This is a genomic window from Bacillus sp. 123MFChir2 (assembly GCF_000383235.1).
Lineage (GTDB): Bacteria > Bacillota > Bacilli > Bacillales > Bacillaceae_G > Bacillus_A.
This window is the reverse complement of sequence record NZ_KB910951.1, coordinates 1-23957: the sequence shown is the minus strand read 5'-3', so window position 1 is coordinate 23957 and position 23957 is coordinate 1. Positions and strand designations below refer to the sequence as shown.

The 23957-nt window shown below is 35.1% G+C and carries 25 protein-coding genes and 4 pseudogenes; 15 read left to right on the top strand and 14 right to left on the bottom strand.

The window, feature by feature from the left end:
* Positions 1-44: 44 nt before the first annotated feature.
* The 10 genes and pseudogenes from H280_RS0114615 to H280_RS0114570 all read left to right on the top strand — a co-directional run.
* Positions 45-392, top strand: a pseudogene (locus H280_RS0114615) (hypothetical protein); the annotation flags it as partial.
* Positions 393-769: 377 nt separating this feature from the next.
* A pseudogene (locus H280_RS23660) lies at positions 770-1348 on the top strand (ribonucleotide-diphosphate reductase subunit beta); the annotation flags it as partial.
* A gap of 467 nt (positions 1349-1815) precedes the next feature.
* Positions 1816-2208: pseudogene (locus tag H280_RS0114605) on the top strand (ribonucleotide-diphosphate reductase subunit beta); the annotation flags it as partial.
* A gap of 111 nt (positions 2209-2319) precedes the next feature.
* Positions 2320-2709: a GntR family transcriptional regulator gene (locus H280_RS0114600; protein ID WP_020061878.1), complete on the top strand. Its 390-nt coding sequence runs from the start codon at positions 2320-2322 to the stop codon at positions 2707-2709.
* Positions 2697-3395 (top strand): ABC transporter ATP-binding protein, encoded by a 699-nt coding sequence (locus tag H280_RS0114595; protein ID WP_020061877.1) that lies wholly within the window; start codon positions 2697-2699, stop codon positions 3393-3395. The genes H280_RS0114600 and H280_RS0114595 overlap by 13 nt, the downstream gene beginning before the upstream one ends.
* On the top strand, positions 3392-4183 hold the full coding sequence (locus H280_RS0114590; protein WP_020061876.1) for a hypothetical protein: 792 nt from the start codon (positions 3392-3394) through the stop codon (positions 4181-4183). Before H280_RS0114595 ends, H280_RS0114590 begins: the two co-directional genes overlap by 4 nt.
* Before the next feature lie 14 nt (positions 4184-4197).
* Positions 4198-5100 (top strand): ABC transporter ATP-binding protein, encoded by a 903-nt coding sequence (locus H280_RS0114585; RefSeq protein ID WP_020061875.1) that lies wholly within the window; start codon positions 4198-4200, stop codon positions 5098-5100.
* Positions 5100-5876, top strand: a complete 777-nt coding sequence (locus H280_RS0114580) for an ABC transporter permease (protein WP_020061874.1) — start codon at positions 5100-5102, stop codon at positions 5874-5876. The genes H280_RS0114585 and H280_RS0114580 overlap by 1 nt, the downstream gene beginning before the upstream one ends.
* Before the next feature lie 268 nt (positions 5877-6144).
* Positions 6145-7170: a type II CAAX endopeptidase family protein gene (locus H280_RS0114575; protein ID WP_155895016.1), complete on the top strand. Its 1026-nt coding sequence runs from the start codon at positions 6145-6147 to the stop codon at positions 7168-7170.
* Between the two features lie 196 nt (positions 7171-7366).
* Positions 7367-7765, top strand: coding sequence for an SseB family protein (locus H280_RS0114570; protein WP_020061872.1), 399 nt, complete (start codon positions 7367-7369; stop codon positions 7763-7765).
* Here the strand turns inward: H280_RS0114570 and H280_RS25795 are convergent.
* Positions 7759-8061: a hypothetical protein gene (locus tag H280_RS25795; RefSeq protein ID WP_020061871.1), complete on the bottom strand. Its 303-nt coding sequence runs from the start codon at positions 8059-8061 to the stop codon at positions 7759-7761. The genes H280_RS0114570 and H280_RS25795 overlap by 7 nt on opposite strands.
* Before the next feature lie 81 nt (positions 8062-8142).
* Positions 8143-9045 carry a S66 peptidase family protein gene (locus tag H280_RS0114560; RefSeq protein WP_020061870.1) on the bottom strand — a complete coding sequence of 301 codons (903 nt, stop codon included), beginning with the start codon at positions 9043-9045 and terminating at the stop codon, positions 8143-8145.
* A gap of 109 nt (positions 9046-9154) precedes the next feature.
* On the opposite strand from H280_RS0114560, the gene H280_RS0114555 reads away from it, so the two are divergent.
* The gene (locus H280_RS0114555; protein WP_028411245.1) at positions 9155-10240 is read left to right on the top strand and encodes an NAD(P)H-dependent flavin oxidoreductase; all 1086 of its coding nucleotides are present in this window, start codon (positions 9155-9157) and stop codon (positions 10238-10240) included.
* Between the two features lie 34 nt (positions 10241-10274).
* On the opposite strand, the gene dltD is transcribed toward H280_RS0114555, so the two are convergent.
* From dltD to H280_RS0114530, 5 genes are read right to left on the bottom strand one after another with little or no spacing between them, the layout of a single operon-like run.
* Positions 10275-11450 (bottom strand): D-alanyl-lipoteichoic acid biosynthesis protein DltD, encoded by a 1176-nt coding sequence (dltD, locus tag H280_RS0114550; RefSeq protein ID WP_020061868.1) that lies wholly within the window; start codon positions 11448-11450, stop codon positions 10275-10277.
* Complete coding sequence (dltC, locus tag H280_RS0114545; protein WP_020061867.1) at positions 11447-11686, bottom strand: D-alanine--poly(phosphoribitol) ligase subunit DltC; 240 nt, start codon at positions 11684-11686, stop codon at positions 11447-11449. Before dltC ends, dltD begins: the two co-directional genes overlap by 4 nt.
* A gap of 57 nt (positions 11687-11743) precedes the next feature.
* Positions 11744-12985 (bottom strand): D-alanyl-lipoteichoic acid biosynthesis protein DltB, encoded by a 1242-nt coding sequence (gene dltB / locus H280_RS0114540; RefSeq protein ID WP_020061866.1) that lies wholly within the window; start codon positions 12983-12985, stop codon positions 11744-11746.
* Positions 12982-14496: a D-alanine--poly(phosphoribitol) ligase subunit DltA gene (dltA, locus tag H280_RS0114535; protein WP_020061865.1), complete on the bottom strand. Its 1515-nt coding sequence runs from the start codon at positions 14494-14496 to the stop codon at positions 12982-12984. The genes dltB and dltA overlap by 4 nt, the downstream gene beginning before the upstream one ends.
* Before the next feature lie 12 nt (positions 14497-14508).
* Positions 14509-14655 carry a teichoic acid D-Ala incorporation-associated protein DltX gene (locus H280_RS0114530; RefSeq protein ID WP_020061864.1) on the bottom strand — a complete coding sequence of 49 codons (147 nt, stop codon included), beginning with the start codon at positions 14653-14655 and terminating at the stop codon, positions 14509-14511.
* A 319-nt stretch (positions 14656-14974) separates the two neighbouring features.
* Between H280_RS0114530 and H280_RS0114525 the strand changes: the two genes are divergently transcribed.
* Together H280_RS0114525 and H280_RS0114520 are read left to right on the top strand one after the other, a co-directional pair.
* Positions 14975-16153, top strand: a complete 1179-nt coding sequence (locus tag H280_RS0114525) for a M20 metallopeptidase family protein (RefSeq protein ID WP_020061863.1) — start codon at positions 14975-14977, stop codon at positions 16151-16153.
* A gap of 300 nt (positions 16154-16453) precedes the next feature.
* A complete protein-coding gene (locus H280_RS0114520; RefSeq protein ID WP_020061862.1) occupies positions 16454-16900 on the top strand; it encodes a flavodoxin in 447 nt (148 codons plus the stop codon).
* 42 nt (positions 16901-16942) lie between these two features.
* On the opposite strand, the gene H280_RS0114515 is transcribed toward H280_RS0114520, so the two are convergent.
* The 5 genes and pseudogenes from H280_RS0114515 to H280_RS0114500 all read right to left on the bottom strand — a co-directional run bounded on the left by H280_RS0114515 (position 16943) and on the right by H280_RS0114500 (position 20850).
* Complete coding sequence (locus H280_RS0114515) at positions 16943-17851, bottom strand: phosphotransferase family protein (RefSeq protein WP_020061861.1); 909 nt, start codon at positions 17849-17851, stop codon at positions 16943-16945.
* A 148-nt stretch (positions 17852-17999) separates the two neighbouring features.
* Positions 18000-18149, bottom strand: coding sequence for a hypothetical protein (locus H280_RS26150; protein WP_020061860.1), 150 nt, complete (start codon positions 18147-18149; stop codon positions 18000-18002).
* Between the two features lie 17 nt (positions 18150-18166).
* Positions 18167-18329: pseudogene (locus H280_RS25145) on the bottom strand (2-isopropylmalate synthase).
* 256 nt (positions 18330-18585) lie between these two features.
* The gene (locus H280_RS0114505; protein WP_020061859.1) at positions 18586-19056 is read right to left on the bottom strand and encodes a L,D-transpeptidase; all 471 of its coding nucleotides are present in this window, start codon (positions 19054-19056) and stop codon (positions 18586-18588) included.
* A gap of 435 nt (positions 19057-19491) precedes the next feature.
* Entirely contained in the window at positions 19492-20850 is a 1359-nt protein-coding gene (locus tag H280_RS0114500; RefSeq protein ID WP_020061858.1) for an MATE family efflux transporter, read from the bottom strand.
* 182 nt (positions 20851-21032) lie between these two features.
* Here H280_RS0114500 and bacA point away from each other — a divergent pair, with 182 nt between their 5' ends.
* Positions 21033-21824 carry an undecaprenyl-diphosphate phosphatase gene (gene bacA, locus H280_RS0114495; RefSeq protein WP_020061857.1) on the top strand — a complete coding sequence of 264 codons (792 nt, stop codon included), beginning with the start codon at positions 21033-21035 and terminating at the stop codon, positions 21822-21824.
* 26 nt (positions 21825-21850) lie between these two features.
* On the opposite strand, the gene H280_RS0114490 is transcribed toward bacA, so the two are convergent.
* Both H280_RS0114490 and H280_RS0114485 read right to left on the bottom strand, forming a co-directional pair.
* On the bottom strand, positions 21851-22405 hold the full coding sequence (locus tag H280_RS0114490; protein WP_020061856.1) for a thioredoxin family protein: 555 nt from the start codon (positions 22403-22405) through the stop codon (positions 21851-21853).
* Positions 22406-22469: 64 nt separating this feature from the next.
* Entirely contained in the window at positions 22470-22910 is a 441-nt protein-coding gene (locus H280_RS0114485; RefSeq protein ID WP_020061855.1) for a regulatory YrvL family protein, read from the bottom strand.
* Between the two features lie 369 nt (positions 22911-23279).
* On the opposite strand from H280_RS0114485, the gene H280_RS0114480 reads away from it, so the two are divergent.
* Positions 23280-23699 (top strand): MarR family winged helix-turn-helix transcriptional regulator, encoded by a 420-nt coding sequence (locus H280_RS0114480; protein WP_020061854.1) that lies wholly within the window; start codon positions 23280-23282, stop codon positions 23697-23699.
* The last annotated feature ends 258 nt before the right edge of the window (positions 23700-23957 follow it).

The window sequence follows — 23957 nt, the reverse complement described above, 5'->3', positions numbered from 1 at the left end:
GCAGAAATGACCATCCCCTATCATTTGGATAGAGTAACAATAGGTATATTCAAAATGCAACTGCAAGCGTGATGCCGATCGTAAGTCAAATTGAATCAAGAACGTATGCGAATGCAACGACGTATTATCCAATGCCGTATTTATCAAAGGATACGTTCTGGTACTACAAATCTTCTTACGATATGAATCAGTTTAAGCTCATTGATTTAATCGCAGAAATTCAAGAGCATATTGACCAAGGGATTAGTACAATTCTTTATGTAAATAGTGATATCTCTACTCGTGAATTAGCACGTTATTATATTTATGCTCATAAAAAAGGATTAAAGAGCTTGTACTACACAAGAACACGTAAATTAAGTGTGGAAGAGTGTGTAGCCTGCACAGTATAATGTATTCTTTTAGTAGAAGAGTATACAATTGATAGTTATTATATATACATCAATAAAAAAATGAGATAAGACCCCTCTTTTTGGATGGAAGAGAGTATCTGGCCATGCATAGAAGCGGTCAGGTTCCTTTTCTGCCACATGCGAAGTAAAACAGAAAGAGAAAACGAGTGTAGGTTACTTTTTATTCTGCATAGCAGGGATTTAGCTGTCGAAAAATAAAAAATGGATATATAAAACAGCATGAGCAGGGTTTACAAAAACCCTGCTCATGCTAAGTTATCAAATTTACGTTCTAACGTGCGGTTAGATTTTCATTATGAAATGGAAGTTTTACCGCACGTTAGAACGATGCAACAATATAATAAAGGGGCGATTCAATGCGCGCGGTAAACTGGAACAAGAAAGAAGACGATTTTAGTTTAATGTTTTGGAAGCAAAACATCGCTCAGTTTTGGACAGAAGAGGAGATCGCTGTTTCTTCTGACAAAAATACGTGGGTGCAGTTATCGAAGGAAGAACAAATTGCTTATAAGCGTGTACTTGGAGGATTAACACTTCTAGATACGAAGCAAGGCGGCGAGGGAATGCCACTCATTCTTGTCCACCTTGAGAACTTACAAGCAAAAAGTGTACTTGCGTTCATGGGAGCTATGGAAGAAGTACATGCGAAAAGTTACAGCCATATTTTCACAACGCTTGCAACTGAAGAAGAAATTGATGGAATTTTTGAATGGGTAGATACACATCCATTACTTGAGAAAAAATCAAGCATCATTACAAATTACTACCGTCGTTTATTAAAGCCTCAAGTAACAAAAAAAGAGCTATATATGGCAATGGTAGCAAGTGTGTTTTTAGAAAGCTACTTGTTCTATAGTGGATTCTTCTATCCGCTGTATTTAGCAGGGCAAGGAAAATTAACGGCGAGTGGAGAAATTATTAATTTAATAATCCGTTGACTTTAGCGGCTTTCGGCAGTAATGTCGATTGAAAAACCTTTCTAATTGCTGGGAAGTCCTACTGTGGACCTTTTCATCACGATATTGACGAGAAGATTCATACAGCTTATTCTTAATTTATCCAAGATAGATTGGGGGATAGCCAAAGGAGGATAATCAGCAGCGAAGCCTTTATCTGGCGATAACATGTACGGAAAAAATATGGGTTATCGGGTGGCACAGCCAGCCGCATCCGTCATCGTAAGTTATACAAACAATGGTGGGTGCGATATATAGATAAAGGAACGTTCAACGACCATCCCGTAGGCGGTGAAATTCCGCAATAGGAGTAGGGCCAAGCGGTGGGTGAAAATCCCTTAAATCGAAATGGAAGGCTACCTGTAAAGGTAGGTGATATGGTCTCTTCTTACTGGTAACAGTAAGCTGCGAAAGCGATATAGGAATAGCGAACCTATGTGAAGACTAAGGACGAGTCCATCCACGGCGTATTCGTCGGTATTTTAGCACAACAAGTTTTTGCAGAGCTTTCTGCAGAAGAACAACAAGAAGTACAGAAAGAAACGAAAGATTTGTTACTAGAGCTGTATGACATTGAAACAGCATATACAGATGAAATTTATACATCGATTGGTCTTGTGGAAGAAGTAAATCGTTTCGTTCGTTATAATGCGAATAAAGGATTAATGAACTTAGGATTAGAACCGCACTTTGAAGAAGAAGAAATTAATCCAATCGTATTAAACGGTTTACGTACAGATACGAAAAACCATGACTTTTTCTCTGTAAAAGGAAATGGTTATGTGAAAGCGACAAATGTTGAAAAATTATCAGATGATGATTTTGTATTTAACTTTTAATAAAAAGAGTGCTCTATATGTATAGGGCGCTCTTTTTTGTGAGAAAAAGTTTACATTTTTTGTATCATAGTGTACTATTTAGTTAGTACACTAAAACAATAGGAGGAAGAAATGGAAATTGAATTTTCTCCCAACATTCCAATTTACATTCAGGTGATGGAATTTATAAAAAAGGAAATTGTAACAGGTCATTTATTGCCTGGTAGTAAAATTCCCTCTGTACGTGAATTAGCGGGTGAGTTACAAGTGAACCCGAATACAATTCAACGTACATTTCAGGAGTTAGAACGCGAGGGTATCGTTGAGACACGTAGAGGAATGGGAAGATATGTAGCAACTGAAGGAGAGAAAATTATGGAGCTGCGAAAAGATATGGCGAAAGAGTTGCTTCATGCCTTTATAAATGGAATGAACAACTTAGGGTTTTCAGAAGAGGAAATGTTGTCCATTCTTCATTCTTCATTAGAAGAGAAAAAGGGGGAGAACAGTTGCGAGAATTAGTAAAAATAGAGAATCTATGGAAACGTTACGATTTAAAAGCTGTTATTAGAGATGTAAACATCACAATAACAGAAGGGAAAATTATTGGTCTTGTTGGGGATAATGGTAGCGGAAAAACGACGCTGCTGAAAATGATTGTAGGTTTACAACATCCGTCTCAAGGAGATATTTTCATTGCTGATAAGAAAGTAAGTCGAGAAACGAAAAAAATCATTTCATTCATGTCCGACCGTCCGATATTTGAAGAGTGGATGACTGTAAAAGATGCTTTGTTTTTTTATCGCGATTTTTACGAAGATTTCGATATTCAAAAAGCGGTGGATACAATTGCAAAGTTGAAAATTCCATTAGAAGAACAAATTCATGCTTTATCAAAGGGAATGGTAGAAAAATTACAGCTGATTTTAACCTTTTCAAGGCATGCAAAACTTTATGTATTAGATGAACCGCTTGGCGGAATCGATCTTGTCTCACGGGAGCATGTACTAGAGTTAATTCTCCAATTTTATCGCGAAGACTGTACAATTTTAATTTCGACTCATTTAATTAGTGAAATTGAAAACTTGTTTGATGAAGTGATCTTTTTAAAAGATGGAGAAATTGTGTTACATGAAAATGTAGAAGATCTTCGTTTTCAAAGAGGAAAAGCAGTACATGAGTTGTTCAAGGAGGTTTTTGGGCAATGAATCAACTTCTTCACTATTTATATAACTGTAATAAAAAGAAAATATGGATTATTTACGTAGGATTTATTACGCTTTCGCTTATTCTATTATTTAATTTTATGGGTTCTTCTAAGCACATGACTCCAACAAAACAAAACGTAATATTAGTTTTGTTTATATTATTATTTAGTATAACAGTATTTTCTATTAGTTTGATAGCCGCCTTATCTTTTCGAAGAATGTTAAAAAATTCTATGATTCGATATACAGCTATTCCTGCTAAAAAATATATATGTGCCAACCTATTGTTTTTTACAATAATGATTGTTCTACTGTCATTAATAGCTTTAGGATTTGTTCACTTTTTTTCTTTAGATATTTACGGGAAAAACAAAAATGGAGAGATTCAGCAAGCGCTGCAATACTTTTATAAATTTGGATTGTTTCATCATTTCTTTTCTATCTTTTTATGGATTATAGATTTAACGAGTTGTTTAGCTTCTATATATATCATAATTGCAGTTATAAAACTTTTTAATGTGAATTCGTTATTAAGTAAGGTATTATTTATATTCTTCTTTTTGCTTCTAGCTGGAATTCAATTTTTTATAACTACTCTCTTAGAAAAAGTAAATAGATATGTATTTTTTACTAAAAATATTAAATTTATAGATAAAAATGGTTTTTTCGAAACATCATTTTATGTGAATGAAGGGGCAAGTATTTCGTATATATGCTTTACCTTGTTATCGACCGTTCTCTTCATATTCATAACATCCTACATCATCGACAAAAAGTTAGAAATTTAAAGGAGGAATAGGCATTGGGAAATGTAGTAGTGAAATTAGAAAATGTTCATAAAAAAATAGGCAGTGCTGAAATTATTCGTGGTCTTTCGTTTGAAGTACAGGAAGGGGAAGTGTACGGCTTCCTTGGACCAAATGGAAGTGGAAAGACGACGACAATTCGGATGATGACAGGGCTGATTTCAGTAACAGAAGGTGATATTACAATTTGTGGTCATAGTATGCGTACTGAACGTGAAAAAGCGCTAGAGTATATTGGAGCGATTGTAGAGAACCCGGAACTATATGAATATATGACGGGAATGCAAAATTTAAAACATTTTGCCAATATGGCTGTTACACCAATTGGTAAAGAACGAATTGCTGAAATTGTAAAGCTTGTTGAACTAGAACATGCAATTCATAAAAAGGTAAAAACATATTCTCTTGGTATGAAACAACGTTTAGGGATTGCGCAAGCATTACTGCATAATCCGAAAATTTTAATTTTAGATGAGCCGACAAATGGTTTAGATCCAGCGGGAATTCGTGAAATTCGAGATTACTTACAGCGTTTAGCAAAAGAAGAAAACATTGCAGTCATTGTATCAAGTCACTTATTAAGTGAGATAGAGCTGATGTGTGATCGTGTTGTTATTATTAAGAAGGGAAAATTTGTGCAAGAGTATAATTTACGTGGACAGATAAAAAGTGATGACAAGATTATGGTAGCCTTTGAAGTGAATCAAGTAGAGGAAGCGAATGAACTGATTAATGGAACCATACAAGAAAACAAAATTATTGTATCTGTCATGAAAGAGGAAATTCCGCAAATTGTGAAAAATTTAGTGAATGCTGATGTTCTTGTGTACGGTGTAACCGTTCAAAATAAATCATTAGAAGATGAATTCTTAGCAGTTACAGGGGGAGTGAAAGCATAATGATAAAGTTAATTCAAAATGAATTTTTAAAGTTGCATGCGAAAAAGAGTATGTATATTTTATTAGTAGTGCTAGCAGTATTAGAAATTGCAGCAGCAGTTATTATTAAAAAATGGGCTCCACCTGAATTGAAAATCGAAGGGTTTATGATGTTTGCAGAGCAAAATATTGGCATGATTGTTACGTTTGCAACAATCTTTGGAGTTACGTTAGCATCCCGCACAATTACAGAGGAATTTCAAAAAGGGACAATTAAACAATTGTTAATTCGTCCAAGAAAACGAGTTACGATCTTATTTTCAAAGTATATTACTGTTCTCTTAGCTATATTATTGGTATGTATTGTTTCTTTATTTACAGCCATGTTAATTGGTCTCATCGCATTTGGCAGTGACACTGGAGCGGTAACTTTTGCAATTTTATTAAAACGTTTTGCATATAATATTTTACCGATAGTCTTTTATCCAACAGTTGCATTTTTGCTAGCGAATATTTTTAGAAAATCAGTTTTACCATTAGTAATTACCCTATTTTTCTTCTTCATAGAGGGAATGTTAAAAATGCTAGTATTTCAATTTGCTCAAGGTATAGCAAAATACATTGTATTGTTTCACTTGAATTTAAATATGTATGATAGTAATGAGTTATTAAGTCAAGGAGCAAAACCAATATTTACAGAGTTTAGCTTTACAACTTCTTTGTTATTTGTGTTAGCTCATTTTGTTATTTTACTCGTTGCTTCCAGTGCATTGTTCCAAAAACGTGATGTGTTATAAAAATAAATCCTCGCTAAAGCGGGGATTTATTTTGAAGAGTTGTAGGATGATGCAGGGATAAGTTTGTAAAAAAGGAAGAAATTGCAGCGTATTGATACTATAATATAGATATATTCACTTTTTGTTTGCTTCCTTTATTTTCACATTGTCCGTGGCAGAAAAGGGCCCTGACCGCTCTAAGTATGGCTAGACGCTCTCTCACATCTAAAAAAGTGGTTTATGTTGGTTTTTCAAGCTGTATATATATATCATGTTGGAGGTGTTTTCTATTAATCTTGCATTTTCGCGTATTCGACTTCGCAGTTTTTTTGGATGGATGATTTTAGGTTCATTCATTGTATATCTTTCACTAGATCTAACAGGTGCTGAAGATAATTTATTCGAATTTGTCTCAGGTACCCTAGTCTTCTTTGCTTTTCCATTACTGTGGTTATTTTATAAGATGCAAAAAAATAACGCAGTATTTACAAGTTTTTTTGATAAACCATCATCTATTCCATGGCGACTTATTTTAATTGCGACGGCTATGGGAATGATTTTTTCATTTGGTATTTCTTTTATTCAATTTTACATACTAGCTCAGCTGATTCCTGATTTTCTAGTTGATTTATTAAGTGATGGAAATGTGATTGATATGAGCACTACTTTTACAACGATTTTTAGTGTCATTTCAGCTTGCATATTTGCTCCAATTATGGAAGAAGTGATTTTTCGGGGCTTTTTCTTAAACCGAATGGCGTATAAGTGGGGGATGAAACGGGCCATTATCATTTCTTCACTGATTTTTGGATTTGGGCACATAGATGTGATTGGTGCTTTTTTATTCGGTGTTGTGATGTGTCTGTTATACATTAAAACGAAAAGCTTATGGACAAATATAATTGTGCATGCATTAAACAATACTGTTGTTACCATTATTCAATTTAGTAATAGCAGCGCACAGGAACCGGTAAAAATTGCTGAGCTGCAAGCGCAGAGTAATTTATGGATCGGCCTTGTTGTTATTATTATTAGCTTATTATGGCTTATTCCCTTTATCCGTCGAAATTGGCGCACTGTAAAAGAAGTTGGACTGCCATCATTGCGAAGTATTCAAGAAGTAAAACAAGCTGATTTGATTGCAGAGCAAGCTACATATAGTCAAGTTGTCTTCACAGAGCGCTACATGGCTGTTGAATTACCAGATGAAGCGGTCAATCATTTAGGTTTAGAAGAACGTGATTATGTAAAAGTGGAACTAGTGAATGATACAGTTGTGATAAAAAAAGCAGATGAAAGAGAAAGGCTCTCCTGAAGTATGGAGAGCTTATTTCATTTAGAGAAGATATGTTCCATATCAGTTAGAATTAACATTGTTAGAGGAAAGAGAACGAAGAAGTAACTTAGTTTTCATTACTGTTGATGTTATAGTAAAAAATAATTTTATAGAAAAAAATGAGAATATTTTGTATAATTACATTACAATAATTTTGAAAGCAGGGTGGCGGCGTATGGCACATATTCCAGTAAAAAAAATAGAGACATTATTAGTATTAGCTGATGAAGACAAACAAAAACAAAAAGAATTTTATGAAACGTTATTAACAACACACGTTTATGTTGCAGGAACAGTTGATATAGAAGAAGGAGATTCACAAGGAATAGTGCATTTACGCTATTTTCAGGGAGACGGAAGATGGATTTTACCATTTTTTACGCAACTTGAATTTTTACAAGCTGCATTGCCTGAGGATGCACCTGTTATTTCGATTCGTGGAAAAGAGTTATTTGAAAGCATTGATGTGGAAGCGACAGCGGTCTTAAATATTGGCACAGATCTTGATAAAACATTTACACCTCCAGAAATTGCTGATATTGCTTCGGGAAGAATTTTTAACTATTATCAATAAATTGCCGTTACCATTCTTTCAAGGGGACATATAGTATTAGTAGCTTGACCAAGAGAGGATGGGGATATATGGCTAACGACAACAACAACAACAAGAATAGCTGCTGTTATGGTTGGAACATGTGGAACAACAACAATAACAATAACAATAACAATAATAACAACAATAACAATAACAACAATAACAAGAATAACAATAAGAATAGCTGCTGTTATGGTTGGAACATGTGGAATTATAAGAATAACAACAATAACAACAACAAGAATTAATGAATGGAAAAAGGAGAAGCAAGACAAGCTTCTCCTTTTTCCTATAAGATTGAGAGAAAACGAAGAAGAGAAGTGGAGGATGAAGAAACCCCCCCACTGATTAAAGTTTCACTTTATACCAGAAGAGATAGAGAGTGTTCTTAGTTTCCCGTTTATTGTAGAAGGGACACCTAGAGGAACGCCTATATTTGGCCTTATATGACCAATCGGTAAGTTATACAAAAGGGGAATATTGTAAGAGAGAATATAATCATATAGAATTTCGGAAATAGGTAAAGCCGGTTTTGAAGATGTACACTTGTGACAACTTGTAAAAATAACGCCAGCACACTGTTCTAACTTCTTTCCTAAGCGTAATTGATTTAACATACGATCAACACGATAAGGCTCTTCGCTGATTTCTTCTAATAATAATAATTTATCTGTTGTATCAATTTCGTACGGTGTACCAAGTGTACTTGTAATTACGCTTAAGTTTCCTCCGACAAGAGGAGCGGTGATACAACAATTGAAAGAGTGAAGAAACGCTGCTCCTTCTAGAATGATAGAGTGCGGACGAAATAGTTGTTTGAAAGAGGAAAAAGAAAGAGTATCGAGCCCTTTGCCAACTTCCTCCATCATAGGACCATGAAAAGTGACGAGCCTTGCAAATTGTCCAAAAGCGATGTGTAAGGCTGTAATATCACTATAACCCCAGAAAATTTTTGGGTTATCTCGAATGAGTTCATAGTTAATAGAAGGTAGAAGGCGACCAGCCCCATATCCCCCTCTAGCGCAAAAAATTCCTTTTACATATGGATTTGTAAAGGCATGGTGTAAGTCATGAAGACGGACGGTATCATCTCCAGCTAAATAGCCCCGTTTTTCTTGTACACTCTTTCCAATGATAACGAATAAGCCCATCTCTTCGAATTTTCGTTTTGCTTGAAGAATGTTCTCGATAGATGGTGGACCTGCTGGAGCAATGATCATAACGGTATCTCCGTATTGTAACGGTTCTGGGTACTGCATCAAATTCCCTCCTTTCTTACACTATATTCATGTAATGGGTCTTCAATAATTGAGGAAAGAAGGAAATGGTTTTGGTGGGCAAGAAAATATAAGAGAAAGGGGAGAAAAAATGTTTTATAGTCGAGTATGTGAGAAGCTGCAAATTACATATCCAATTATTCAAGCCGGTATGGCAGGAACAGTTGTAACACCAGAGTTAGTAGCTGCTGTGTCTAATAGTGGAGGATTAGGAACATTAGGTGCAGGATATATGAGTTCTGAAGAAGTTCGCCTTGCGGTACGTGCTATTCGCCAGTTGACAGATAAACCGTTTGCAGTGAACTTGTTCATTACAAAAGACGTACAAATAAATGAAAAGCAAGTAGAGGAAGCACAACATTTATTACAACCTATTTGTGAACAATTGCAATTGGAGATCGTAAAGCAAACGGTACAGTTACCAGAGAACTATACAGAACAGCTGAAAGTTCTTATCGAGGAGAATGTACCTGTTTTTAGTTTTACTTTTGATACACCAAAACAGGAAGAAATAGAGCTGTTAAAAAGACATGGGATAAAAATAATTGGTACGGCAACAAATATGGCAGAAGGGAAAGTATTAGCCCATTTAGGCGTAGATATTATTGTAGGACAAGGTAGTGAGGCAGGAGGACATCGCGGGACATTTCTAGGGAAAGAACAAGATTCTATGATTGGAACAACTGCACTGATTCCACAGCTTGTTGATGCTATTCCTCATATTCCAATTGTTGCAGCAGGTGGAATCATGGATGGACGGGGAGTAGTGGCAGCTTATGCACTCGGTGCCGAAGGAGTACAAATGGGCACAGCATTTTTAACTTGTTATGAAAGTGCAGCTCATAAGGCACACAAAGAGGCAATTATAAAGAGTGCAGACCAAAGTACGACAATGACACGTGCATTTTCAGGTAAATATGCAAGAGGAATTCAAAATGACTTTATCGAACAATTAAAAAATAAAGAAGAGAAATTTCCTGCATATCCAATTCAAAATGCATTAACAACAGATATTCGCAAAGCAGCGGTGAAACAGAATAATCGTGAGTATATGTCACTTTGGGCAGGGCAGGCTTCGTCTTTAGCACAAATAGAAGGGGCCCAGCAAACTATCATGAGAGTGATGAAAGAGGCAAAGGAAACACTAACTAGATTACAAAGTACGGTTTATAAGTAAAAAAGAGAACGCTTGAAATATTCAAGCGTTCTTCTTAGTTACTTTTATAAAACTGTTGAAGTGCCTCGTCGACATATACCCAGCCTTTCCAACCTAAATGCATCGTATCTTTTAAGAAATACTTATCATATTCATGGCTCGAAAAGTCTGTAACTGGGAATCCAGCTTTGGTAATTTGTTCATTAATTTTTTTATAGTATACATCACGGCGTTCTTTCGGGAATCCAGCATAATCGTACCATGGACCATTAACAGGAACAGAAATAAACAAAGGTTTTGCATGCGACTGTTTTAAAATGTCTAAGACTAATTGGAAATCGTCATACTCTGGTGATTCATTGAATGATTCATTTGATCGGTAGCCTTTTAGACGTTCTAATTTTTTCTTAATTCCTTTGTTATAGTACGGATCTTCAATGCCAAACGGATTTGTTTTAGATTCTATTTCACCAGTTTTTTCTGCGCGCTTACGAATTTCTTCCCAAGCAAGCGATTTTAATTCAGGATCTATATGTGTTTTTCGCGGTTTAATATCGAATATTGATGCAACTAAATCTTTGCGGTCTAAAATATTACGATATACGTATGCAAATGGTTTTGTCGCCGCTGCTTTCACATTATGTTTTGTATCATCATACACAATTCCTTCTAAAGAAGTTTTTAGGAGTGTGTCTTTTTGAACAATTTCATATTTTAATAAGCGCTTAGCAATTTGCTTTTTCATCTCAGGCTTTAAGTCATTGTTAAAGATAAGATGATACGCTTGTTGAGACGAAAAGTTTGGCGCAAAATGCACTTCATCTAAACCTTCCTTTACGAACCATTGTGGCGAAAGGACAAAGACGATTTTGCGATTTTCTAACTGATCCATCGAGGAAGCTAAACTTAATACATGGGTAAGACTTTGTGTTCCACCGCGACCGATAAGAAACGGTGTAAATTCTTGATTTTTTACTTTAAAGTAGTTAGATGGATGGTACACATCCAATCGAGAAAATTCCGATGAACCATACATCGGAAGGAATTTTGGATCTTCTAGCATCTTTTGTTGCATTGCAATGCCTTGAAACATTTCTTTCTTTAAAGATGTTGCGGCATCGTCGACCTTTTGCTCCCCGATAAGTGGTAAAAGGAAGCGTGATGGAATAAATAACACCACGCAAAAAAGAGCAAATGCTAGAAGCATCGGGCCAAACGTTGGTTGTTTCATCGCATATCTTCCAGTTTCTTAATAATCATGTTTGGTGTTGCCCACTCGTCACGGTCAAAGTCAGAAATAGACACTTCAATGCCTAAACGTTCTTGGAATTCTACTAATAAGGATACTGTACCGAAAGAATCAAGAATTCCTTCTTCAAATAATTGTACATCTGTATTTTCCTTTACGATGTCGTTTTCACAAACTTCCTCTAAAATATCTAATACTTGATCTTTAAATTCAGCCATTGTTAATTCTCCTTTATAATCATAATTTGTATTTTCTTAGTCTTTACACTAAGGTGTTTAACTAAAGAATCTGTTCAGGTGACCTGAGAAGATCAGAAGACCAAAACAAACGAAATGGAATGTAATAATAATCGCCAGGACGTGTGTGAACTTATTGTTAGGCCAAAATTTATGCTTTTTGTTTTTTCGTTCAAATATATCAAATGAAATAAACAAAATTGCATGATATAGGCCATAGACAATATAATACCACGTTAGTCCGTGCCAAACTCCCATAATGAAAAAGTTTAAAAAAGCACCGATATAAGAAATTGTATAGCGGTTTTTAATTAGTTTTTTCTTTGTCGCAAAAAAGACAAAGCGCATATAGATAAAGTCTCGGAACCAGAATGATAAACTCATGTGCCAACGGTTCCAAAAATCTTTAATGTTACGACTTATAAATGGTTTATTAAAGTTTTCAGGTGTTTTAATCCCCATTAAGTAACTCACACCAATTACAAATGCACTGTATCCCGCGAAGTCGAAGAATAAGTAGAAACTATATGCATACATCTCAGTCATAACTGATGAAAATGTAAATTGTTTCGTTAGTGGTGTATCTAAAAGGTATTTGTTTATTAAATAAGCGATAATAAATTTGTAAAGAAAACCTTGGAAAATACGATTGATTCCTGTATAAAGCAATGCTTTATACTCATCTGCTGATGGTGGTTTCTCTACATCTTTTTGGAAACGACGATAACGATCGATCGGACCTGTTGAAATCGCTGGGAAGAATAAAAGAAACTCCCAAAACTTAAATAGTGATATTTCTTTAATCAGACCATCACGAATTTCAAATATCATTTGTACAGCTCTAAATGTTACATATGATACACCAAGAAATACAACCAAATTGCTAACAGTAAATGTTCCATTTGGTACACCAAGAAATACAATCAAATTGCTAACAGGTATATCAAAAAGTACGAGTGATTTTAAAGCTGGTACAGCAGGTATAATTTTTACTAAAATAAGCGGTAAAATTGATAAAACAACAGCAGTGCAAAAGATACTAGTTTTGTTATCACGCTGCCTTAATGCTAAATAACCTTTAATCAAAATAAATTGCCAAATTGCAAATATTGCTAGTGCAACAGCTTGTATTGGTTTATCTGAAAAGATAACAGCCAACATAATAAGTGTTACAACCGCATTATATTTACGCAGCATTTTCCCTCGTAACCCAGCAATAATGGTAGGAATAAGCAAAATGCCTACAATAGCGAAAAAATAAAATGATGCATATGGGGTCATGCTGTAACCTCACTCAATAATTTTTTACGATCTACTTTTCCATTTGGTGTCATTGGAATAGAAGATTGATACATGAACTTTCGTGGAATCATGTAATTCGGTAATCGTTCATTGAGTTCTTTCTTAATCGCAGATGTTAATTTGAATTCTTTTTCAAAAGTATGTTCACCCGGAACAACAACCGCTAATAAGTAGTCATATTTTTCACCTTTTTTAATTGGAAGTACAACAGCCGATTCTACATATGAACAAGAACGAAGGTGATGTTCAATTTCTTCTAACTCCATACGATAACCGTGTAGTTTAATTTGGAAATCAAGACGACCGTTATAGAAAAGAAGTCCATTTTCTAAATAGCCAGCGTCACCTGTTTTATAAGCGCGTTCTTCGTTAATAACAGTGAATGCTTTTTCTGTTAATTCAGGGCTTCCTAAGTATCCAACACTTACACTTGGACCAACAATGATAATTTCACCCTTCTCACCATCAGCTGCGATTGTACCATCTTCTTTCATAATAATGATGCGGCAATCTGATTTACAGTAACCGACTGGAAGAGATTTATATTTCTCCACTACTTCATTTGTTACATGAATACCAGTCACTGCAACAGTTGCTTCTGTTGGTCCATATGTATTCATAATCGTAGCTTTTGGGAAACGTTCTAATAGTTTTTTTGCAACATCATTAGATAATACTTCACCGCAGAATAAGAATGTTTTCATATTTGGAAGCATACCTTCTGAGAAAGACGGTTCCATTAAACACATTTCTGCAAAGGACGGTGTAGATGTCCAAACTTGTGTATCTGATTGTTCTAAAGAAGCAAATAAATCTTTTGGACGTGCAATCATATCTTTATCAATTGCCCATAGTGTACCACCGGTTACTAATGATGGATAAATGTCCATAACAGATAGGTCAAATGAGAAAGGTGCTTGGTTCAAGAAAACTTGTCCTGTTTGTAAGTTGAAGTCTTCAACCGTCCATTTTGTAAAGCTTACAAGGCAGTTATACGTAATTTGTACACCTTTTGGATTTCCCGTACTACCTGATGTGTAAATGATGTAGAAGTTGTCTTCGTCATTTACTGCATGTTCAGGATTTGGGACATTTCCTTTATGAGTGAGAAGAATATCTTGTAATTGGATTCCATCAATAATATCAACTGGTAAATCAGCCACTGTAACATCAGTTGGAGATAAAAGTAGCTTTGCACCAGAACTTTCCGCAATGCGTAGTACACGATCAGCTGGAATTGAGACGTCTACTGGAATATATGCATGACCAGCTTTGACACATCCTAGGAAACAGACAATCATTTCTGGTTGCATATGTCCGTATACCATAATTGGTGAACGGTCATCTTCATATTGAGAAGAAATCCAATGTGCTAATGCATCAGAGTCTTCTTTTAATTGTTTGTACGTAATTTTCGCATCTCGCCAAACAAAAGCAGTTTGGTCAGGCGTTTCAAGCGCCCATTTTTCAATCTGTTCTAATAACTTCATAACGCTCCCACCCTAAAATTCATTGTAAATAAATGTACTTGTATTTGTATCTTGGAATCCATACAACCATAGTAAAGCAAATAAAATCGCAAGGTAGTAACAAGTTTTTGCAATCCATTGCGTGAGTGGTTGAGACCATATTTCTTTTAATATTTTCATGTCTGTCCCCCTCTATGAAATAGTATTCGTATGTAAGTATCATATCCTACATCACTTTGAAAAACACGAAAATTCCACATTTTAGGTAAATGTAAGACGGAAAGGCTCTTTTCTGATAGTAGCACTAAATGTTAAAAAAGAAAATCCCTAACTTAACAATTATATTACATTCCAGATAGAATTGTAATTCCTTTGCAAAGGAAAGGACAAGAATATGCTACTTCTAACTAAGATAGTACATAAACTCTCATTAAACAAGGGAATACGGTCATTCATGGTGGAATAAGATTGTTAAAAATAGAATAGGGAGTTGAAGCGGATGAAAACATCTCAAGTAGATTGGTTACGTTACCTTTCTGAAGACAATATTCGAAATTGGCGACGCTATTTGCATCAGCACCCTGAATTGTCATTTCAGGAAAGACATACATCACAGTTTGTATATGACACATTGGATTCGTTATCTTATTTTGATCTAACAAGACCAACAGCATGCAGTGTAATGGCAACGCGAAAAGGAAAAGGTTCAGGTAAAACCATTGCAATCCGCGCAGATATAGATGCACTTCCAATTCAAGAGCAAACAATGAAACCATATGCATCAATTGTACCAGGAATTATGCATGCTTGTGGTCATGATGCACATACGGCAATTTTATTAGGCGCGGCAGAAGCTTTAGCAAAATATGATAATGACTGGGGAGGGGAAATTCGCCTTTTGTTTCAACACGCTGAAGAACAATACCCTGGTGGAGGGCAAGAGATGGTCAAGGCAGGCGTTATGGATGGTGTAGATTATGTGATCGGTTTACATGTCATGTCAGGACTAGATAGTGGGCAAATAGGAATTACTTATGGATCGATGATGGCAGCACCTGATGTATTTACTATTGATATTAAAGGAAAAGGAGGACATGCTGCACATCCGAAGCAAACGGTGGACCCAATTGTAATTGGTGCACAAATTATTACAAATTTACAGCATCTTGTTTCAAGGCGGACTGATGCATTTGAACAACGGGTGGTCTCGGTTACACAATTTCATGCTGGAACAACCGATAATATTATTCCTGAGACAGCAACGATTATAGGAACGGTGCGTTGCTTTGAGAACAGATTAAGACAGGAATCTGAAGGGATTATTGAACAAATTGTAAAAGGAACTACAGCAGCGCATGATGCAGCGTACGCATATACGTATCGGTATGGATATAATCCAGTTATAAATGATTCGTATGTGACAAAAATAGTAGAAAATAGTGCAATCACATTGTTTGGAAAAGAAAGTATTACCACGCTGCCACCTTCTATGGGGGGAGAGGATTTTTCTGCATATTTACAAAAGGCCCCAGGTTGTTTTATAAAGCTAGGAACAGGGAATGAAAATAAAGAAACACGCTATCCACATCATCATCCCAAATTTGATGTAGACGAAACAGCTTTAATTCGCGGTGCACAATTATTTTTACAAACGGCAATGGAACTATTGAAAGAATAAGTGTAAGTTTCACTGTATATTTCAGAATAAAAAAAGGCAACTGCGATATTCGCAGTTGCTTCTATTTCTTTCCGTTAGAGAGGGTTAAGAAAGAACTATGCTCATTTATAGTATATGAATGTCTTCCGGACAAGCTTGTATCTTTTCATCAATTTTTCAAAAATGGTCATTGACTTTGATAATTGTTATCAATTAATCTAGTATTGTTGTATTTGATAATGGTTATCATTATCGTTTGATGATTGTAAAAGAGTGCAAAAAATAAATAGAATGAGATACATAATAAAGGGAGAGAGTTGAATGAGTAAGTTAGTAATGATTTTTGCAAGTATGAGTGGAAATACAGAGGAGATGGCAGATCATATTGCCGGGGCGATTCGTGAGGCAGGAAAAGAAATTGAAGTCATTGATATTATGTCGTCACCAAAAGCGTCTATTCTAGAAGAGTATGATGGAATTGTACTAGGTGCATACACATGGGGAGACGGCGATTTACCGGATGATTTCTTAGATTTCTATGATGAAATGGATAAAGTGGATTTAACAGGGAAAATAGCAGCAGTGTTTGGTTCAGGGGATTCTGCATATCCGAAATACGGAGCTGCTGTTGACATTTTAATTGAAAAATTACAAGACTGCGGAGCTAAAGTCGTACTCGGCGGATTAAAAGTGGAATTAACGCCAGAAAATGAAGATGTTGATGCATGTCTTCATTTTGGTACAGAGTTTGTACATCACCTTTCTTAATGGTGAGCGCGAGCAGGAAAAAAGGTGCAAAGAAGCACCTTTTTATTTGTTTAAAATATGTAATAATCTTTGTTTATTTGTTTCAATTATTTTTTCATTATTTGCTTCGAAACCGTATACGAGATCATGGAGTATAGGGCTGTATTGATAAAAGGAGGTAATTCGCTCGAAAAAGGTTTTATCCTTGCTCTTTGTTAAAGAAATATAGTTGTTGTAAACTTCTAATGTAAAATCATGTCCATAATCGGCATATAATCCAGCAAAATCAAATGCAGGATCACCAATTTGTGCGTCTCCTATATCAATGATACCGGCAAGTTTTTTTGTATGAGGATGAAATAGAATATGGTTATGTGTTAAGTCGGCATGAATAACGGTTTGTAAGGAAGTACTTGTATATAGTTGTTCTAAAAATGTTTGAAATAGTGTATTCAATCGATTAGTTTCTTCTATTGTAAGTGTGGTAAACAGATAACCTTTTAGTTTTATATATAATTCCTTCCAATGTTTAATAGTTTGTTCAACTTGAAAGCCCCATTCTTTTGCAAGTGTAGTAGGGACTGTATGCAAAGCAGCAAGAAATGATGCTAGTTGCGCGGCAATGTGTGCTTTTTCATTGATTGAAAGATTATGTAAGTAAGATGATTTGAATGGTTCACCGTGAATCATTTTATAGTAACTACAAACAGGAATAGAATCCGCTTCGTTATCATATAAAATATGATAGTTCGGTATTTCTATAAACTCAGTTTGCAGTATAGGAAATAGAACTTCGTACAATTGTTTTTCACGAGGAATTTTTTTGGCATATTCAATTTTTCTAGGAAATCGAAATAACCATTCATCATTTACGATAATCGCAACATTATCCCAGCCGCTTTCATCTTTATGAAAAGAATGGATAGGTAAATCCGGGAGTGTTTTTTGAATGTAGTGCGTATAGTTTATCATTTTTTTCGCCTCTTTCGTTCATTAATCATACAAAAGAAAATCCCTAAATTAGGGACTTCTTTTGTTATTCTATATAAATCCATTTTGGTTTTTCGACATGCAAGTTTCTGTTATGTAGAATACAACATGACTTGAACTCGCTTTCGCCTTATAAATTCTCGTTTTGTTGCCCAATCTCCTTTTTAGCCAAAACAAGATTCGCATTTTCGATAGCACGGTGTTTGTCCAAAGAATCTCCGGCGTAGCCTTTTTGTGTTTTTACAACTCGTTTGCTTGTACTTGCTCGGTTGTTATCCATATTACTCCTCCTGTCTTTTATTTAAAATATACGAAGGTAATTAGCAATAATAATACAGCTGCAAATACGACAATTCCTACTAAAAACGTCATATTCGAAAAGCGAGAGGGGGGATGAACTAGGTGAAATTTCCGGTGCGAACTCTTCTTGATAAGATTGTTGTTCTTCTGTTTCGTCCATAGTTGCAACTCCTTTCACTGTATGGATAGGTTACGCGCTATAAGGAAGAAATATACACTTGGGGAGGCTTGAATCAAAAGTATAAATAAAAATATTGGAAAAGAGAATTAATATTTAAATATCTTATTATAATAAGTTCTTAATATAGTTTCTAAATGAGGAAAAATGTTCTTAAAAAAGAACATTTTTCCTCAAAAAAAAAGCATTATGTAACTATATATTCATATGAAACAGTAATTACTTTATATGTTATTGCTTATTTGTTTGTGATAGTTACAGTTGTATTGACAGGAACGCGATCAAATAACCAATGTACATCTTCATTATACATGCGAATACAACCAAGTGTAGTCCATTTTCCAATCGCATTTACATTATTGGTTCCATGGATTGCATATGTTGTTCCTTTCGTTCCATTTACATCAAGACCGAGCCAACGATCTCCTAATGGGTTACGTGGATCACCGCCAGGAATGTGTCTTTTGTAATATGGACGATTCTTAATTTTGTTAACAATCTTGTACGTTCCTAATGGTGTTTTTGTACTGCTTTTGCCAGTAGCAACTGTAAACTCTTTAATAAGCTTACCCTTTTCATAATATGCCATCTTATTAGTCGCAACATTGACAGTTATCAAATGATCTGGCTGATTTGTCTCTGCGTTGACTGCTTTAATAGGAAGCATAGAAGAAAAGCAGAGTAGTAGTGCAATCAAAATTTTCCTCATATTCAATTAATCTCCTTTCTAGAAATATCAAAATCTATTATAGCTCTCTTTTATAAGGAATCCTATTCTTTTTTTGTAATATTACAGATATTAATTAATGTATTAGAGTAACTACTCAGTTACTGTATGAAAAAAAGGCAGAAAAGTATCTTTTTAAATGGGCGAGAGGGACTGGCGATGCACAGGAGCGGTCAGGGCCTATTTCTGCTACGTGCAAAGTTTGAAAATAGAAAATACGTACAGGCTCCCGCCCTGTTTGCATGACAGCAGTCTATGTGCCCAAAAGTGAATTTATAAGTAATAGAGAGACACATCTTCACTAGAATCTAAATTTCTAAAAGGTATAGCTGAGTAGTTACCTATTAGAAAAATAAACAGATGCAAAAAATAGAGAGTTGCCCTTTTTGTATCTTTCAGATGTTCAAAAGCCGCTATTTAGCGGCTTTTGACTACAATATATTTTTTCTGTACTTGTAATAGACGAGCAAGTAAAAAGATTGCTCCGAAAGCCAATCCTAAAATAAGTCCAATCCAATATCCTTTTGCAGCTAAAGGTGTATAGGTTGCAAGGATATAACCAAGCGGCAGACCTATGACCCAATAGGCGATGAGCGTCATAATAAGAGCGACATTTACATCTTTATAACCGCGAAGTGCCCCTTGTACTGGTGTAGCAACTGCGTCGGAAAATTGGAACAAAATCGCAAATACTAGAAATTGTTTCGTTAAGTCGTGTACAACAGGATCATTTGTATAAATAGAAGCGATATTTTCATCAAATACAAATAGTAAGAGCGAATAAACACATGCAAACGCTAATGCCAAGCCAATCCCTATAAAGCTATAGTGCTTAGCATCTTTATACCTGGATGCACCGACTTCGAATCCGACAGAAATTGTCATTGCCATAGATAAGCTAAGTGGTGTCATATATAAAAGAGACGCGAAGTTTATTGCAGACTGGTGAGCAGCGATGGTTGTTGTATTATAATTACTCATTAATAACGTAACAGCAGCAAAAATGCTTGTTTCAAAAAAGATTGCAAATCCAATAGGTATCCCGAGTTTTAATAATTCCTTCCAGCTGGGTAGAGAGGGATGATATAGACATCGAAAGATACCATATGGGGAGAACGGTTCTTTTGTACGAATAATGATAATTGTGATTAGCAAAATACACCAGTATGTGATTGTTGAGGCAATCGCAGCTCCGACTCCTCCGAGTTTAGGGAAACCGAAATGACCAAAAATGAGTACATAGTTCAACACAATATTAATCGGTAAAGATAGTAAAGTGATAATCATTGTAGTCCGTGTTTTTCCTAAGGCATCAATAAAACCGCGGAGAACTGTATAAACAAACAGTGGAATGATACCAAATGCGATAATGCTTAAAAATTGACTAGCAATTTGAGCTACTCGTTGCTCTAAATGCATGGCGTTTAAAATAGGTGAAACTGCAAAAAAACCAATTAGTATAACGATAAAGCTGACAAAAATCGCTAAATATACAGCTTGTGTCACAATGTGAGAGACCTTTTCTTTTTGTTTGGAACCGATAAGATGAGCGACAATCGGAGTGGTTGCCATTAAAATACCTGTTAATCCTGTACTAATTGGAATCCATATACTTGTTCCAATTGCAACGCCAGCTAAATCCGTAGCGCTTGCATGGCCTGACATCGTAGTATCGAAAAAGCTCATGGAAAATAATGATATTTGTGTAACAAATATAGGGAAAAATAATAAGACAAATTGTTTTATTTTTTGTGAAATTGATGAAGATTCTTTCATATTTACTCCTTTCTAATATACAAACAAACCGCTTCAATCATACTATTGAATAAGGATTTAGAAAAGTAATACGTATCCATGTATTTAGAATGAATTTGAAAAAAACGATGCGTGTTTTGTAAAGATGAGGTATTATGATAAAGTATGAATAAAGCATTAGAAGGTATTAAGGAGGCACGGGTGTGGCTGATTGGTTAATTGGATTAATCATGGGTGCTGTTGAAGGATTGACGGAGTTTTTACCTGTATCATCAACAGGACATATGATTTTAACAGGGCATTTAATTGGGTTTGAAGGAGATAAGGCAAAAACCTTTGAAGTTGTTGTGCAATTAGGATCCATTTTAGCAGTTGTTGTTGTATTTTGGAAACGATTATGGTCATTAGTTGGAATTGGACGAGTAAAGCAAGGGCCATCTTTAAACTTATTACATATTATTATCGGAATGATTCCAGCTGGTTTACTTGGTTTTTTATTTCATAGCAAAATCAAGGAGATTTTATTCGGGACAGGCCCGGTTGTTATTAGTCTAGTTGCTGGTGGTATTTTAATGATTATTGCTGAAAAGTTTTCAAAACCAAGCACAGCAAAAACATTGGACGAGATTACCTATAAACAAGCATTCACAATTGGAATGTTTCAATGTTTAGCACTATGGCCAGGATTTTCACGTTCTGGATCTACGATTAGTGGTGGGTTATTAGCTCGTGTATCTCATACAGCGGCTGCTGAATATACATTTATTCTTGCAGTACCAATGATGGTTGCAGCAACAGGCCTTGACTTAATTAAGAGTTGGAATGAATTAAGTGCAGCAGATCTTCCATTATTTGCGAGCGGATTTATTACTGCATTCGTCGTTGCGATGTTAGCGATTGTTTCATTCTTAAAATTATTATCTCGTGTGAAATTAACACCATTTGCATATTACCGTTTCATTCTTGCTGCGGTGTTTTATTTCTTTGTTTTATAATGAAAAAACTGCCATTGGGCAGTTTTTTATTTTGCTATTTTTTCTATTATATTTCCCATGACGTGCTCCCAAATTGCAGTGTCAGAAGCTAACGTTTTACGGAATTCTGCATACATGTTTTGCTGTTTTTCTTCGAACCCTGGATCTTCCTTATTAGGAAGTGTTGCACGCATAGAGGTAACCAACTCTTGTACTTTTGGTGCTCGAGGCCCCCATACTGCCTTTTCTTTCCCATCTTGATCGATAAAAATAAAAATTGGAATTGCGCGTGCTGTACCATTTGTTAAATATTGATCCATCAACTCTAAATTATCATCGCGAATAAGTAAGCTCATCTCGATGCCAGCAACTTCGCAAATGCGTTTCATAATTGGTACGCAAAGAAGGGCATCACCGCACCAATCTGCGCTTAAAACGATAACCTTTAAGTTGTCATTTTGGCGTGTTTCTAAAATTGGAAGAAGTTCATTTGGAATTAAGAAGTTATTGTAAACGTGTAGCAATTCGTATTGGTTTACTGTCATATTATTTACATATGTATCAAAGGACATGCCTTTTTCAAACCATTGTTGTAATGTCATACATGACACTCCTTTCTATATTTTCTCATATTGTATCAAGTTTTTTTGCGGAAAGCTTGTAATATTACTTATTTTTCTTATCGGTAATCCATAGTTTATCAATTGTGAAAAAGGTTAGAACAATCAACAATTCACCTATATTGGAGATGGTAACCCCATCAATCCATTCGTCTGTAATATGAATTGTAATCCAATCAAAGGAAATTTGTAAAATAGCAAGAAGGAGAAATGAGAGCCATTTAGGCATTTGGTTTAATGGAGCGCTAAAAAATATTTTACACAAACCAATTCCAAAGCTACTAAATATGTCTAAAGCAAGGCTTAATATAAAAAAGAGAAGAAGAGCTGTTCGAGATGTATATTCGACCCCAGTAAGATGAAATACACCAACATAAACAAAAAATATAAAAGCCAATGCGAGAAAAATGAGTAGCGAAATACTACTAATTACAAGTGTTTTTTCTTTTCTATTTAAATCTGAAAACGCCTCGTCTTGTTCCTTCATACTAACCCCCCTCACTTATTTTGGAAAAAAATAACTTTTTGTTTATTGTAACATTTTTTAGGGAAATGAAGTATAGGTAGTGAAACTATAATTGATGGGGACATCCTTCAATGTCGAAACTTTATATTAAGGATACACTGTTTAATTAGGGGGAAGAAAATGAAAACAGGGTGCTTCTAGGCACCCTGTTTTCGCGCTGATCAAGTGTACAGCATTTGATAAAAGCAACTTTTATCATCTATTTCCATACAAGAAAGAAAAGATACATGAATTTCCAAATAAAATGGATGACAAAATGAAAAAAGTACGTTAATATAGTTCATAATATTTTTATTTAACTATATTAAGTACATAGGGGTGCTGTATATAATGGTTAACAATCGCGAGTTGCTCATCGAGAATTTGTCGACAAATTTTTTTGCTATGTTTCGTACAATCCGTAATGATATGAACAAAATTTTTGAGGATTATATTCCGTGGAATGAATTTCTCGTGTTACGTATTTTAAATCGAAACCAAAAGGAAATGGTTTCCCGTGTTGCGAATGAATTGAATGTATCGAATAGTCATATTACGGCTGTTGCAGAAAAACTAATAAAAAAAGGACTTGTAACGCGTTCGCGTAGTACATCAGATCGCCGCGTTGTGTATTTGGAGATTATTGATAAAGGAAAAGAGTTAGTAGCTGAGATGGAAAAACAGAACAAGTTGTATTTGAAAGAACGATTTTCTACTTTATCTGAAGAAGAAATGAAGATTATGATTGCTATTTCGCAAAAGTTAATTTAGGAGAAATCTTTTATGTATCTTGCATTAGGGAACCGTTAAAGCCTTCGCACCCCAGCGAAGGCTTTTTATGTGTACACACGTGTTGATTAACCAAAATTATACAGTATCTATTTGACTTATTTGCCGATGGAATGCCAGTATTTCTTTCAAACAAATTCTCCACTCAAACGGCAGAATATCACAAAGAAACAAGCGTGTGAAACCTGCGAATGACAACGGTTTGATATGTTTTTTCTTACTACCTTTTACGTGAAGAAA

Coding starts and splice junctions, on each gene's coding strand:
- H280_RS0114570 (WP_020061872.1), top strand. CDS start 7,367: ATGGCACATATTCCAGTAAAAAAAATAGAGACATTATTAGTATTAGCT.
- dltC (WP_020061867.1), bottom strand. CDS start 11,686: ATGGCTGAATTTAAAGATCAAGTATTAGATATTTTAGAGGAAGTTTGT.
- H280_RS0114505 (WP_020061859.1), bottom strand. CDS start 19,056: ATGAGGAAAATTTTGATTGCACTACTACTCTGCTTTTCTTCTATGCTT.
- H280_RS0114520 (WP_020061862.1), top strand. CDS start 16,454: ATGAGTAAGTTAGTAATGATTTTTGCAAGTATGAGTGGAAATACAGAG.
- dltD (WP_020061868.1), bottom strand. CDS start 11,450: ATGAAACAACCAACGTTTGGCCCGATGCTTCTAGCATTTGCTCTTTTT.
- H280_RS0114555 (WP_028411245.1), top strand. CDS start 9,155: ATGTTTTATAGTCGAGTATGTGAGAAGCTGCAAATTACATATCCAATT.
- H280_RS0114480 (WP_020061854.1), top strand. CDS start 23,280: ATGGTTAACAATCGCGAGTTGCTCATCGAGAATTTGTCGACAAATTTT.
- dltB (WP_020061866.1), bottom strand. CDS start 12,985: ATGACCCCATATGCATCATTTTATTTTTTCGCTATTGTAGGCATTTTG.
- H280_RS0114490 (WP_020061856.1), bottom strand. CDS start 22,405: ATGACATTACAACAATGGTTTGAAAAAGGCATGTCCTTTGATACATAT.
- H280_RS0114580 (WP_020061874.1), top strand. CDS start 5,100: ATGATAAAGTTAATTCAAAATGAATTTTTAAAGTTGCATGCGAAAAAG.
- H280_RS0114560 (WP_020061870.1), bottom strand. CDS start 9,045: ATGCAGTACCCAGAACCGTTACAATACGGAGATACCGTTATGATCATT.
- H280_RS0114530 (WP_020061864.1), bottom strand. CDS start 14,655: ATGAAAATATTAAAAGAAATATGGTCTCAACCACTCACGCAATGGATT.
- H280_RS0114525 (WP_020061863.1), top strand. CDS start 14,975: ATGAAAACATCTCAAGTAGATTGGTTACGTTACCTTTCTGAAGACAAT.
- H280_RS0114590 (WP_020061876.1), top strand. CDS start 3,392: ATGAATCAACTTCTTCACTATTTATATAACTGTAATAAAAAGAAAATA.
- dltA (WP_020061865.1), bottom strand. CDS start 14,496: ATGAAGTTATTAGAACAGATTGAAAAATGGGCGCTTGAAACGCCTGAC.
- H280_RS0114485 (WP_020061855.1), bottom strand. CDS start 22,910: ATGAAGGAACAAGACGAGGCGTTTTCAGATTTAAATAGAAAAGAAAAA.
- H280_RS0114600 (WP_020061878.1), top strand. CDS start 2,320: ATGGAAATTGAATTTTCTCCCAACATTCCAATTTACATTCAGGTGATG.
- H280_RS26150 (WP_020061860.1), bottom strand. CDS start 18,149: ATGGATAACAACCGAGCAAGTACAAGCAAACGAGTTGTAAAAACACAA.
- H280_RS0114515 (WP_020061861.1), bottom strand. CDS start 17,851: ATGATAAACTATACGCACTACATTCAAAAAACACTCCCGGATTTACCT.
- H280_RS0114500 (WP_020061858.1), bottom strand. CDS start 20,850: ATGAAAGAATCTTCATCAATTTCACAAAAAATAAAACAATTTGTCTTA.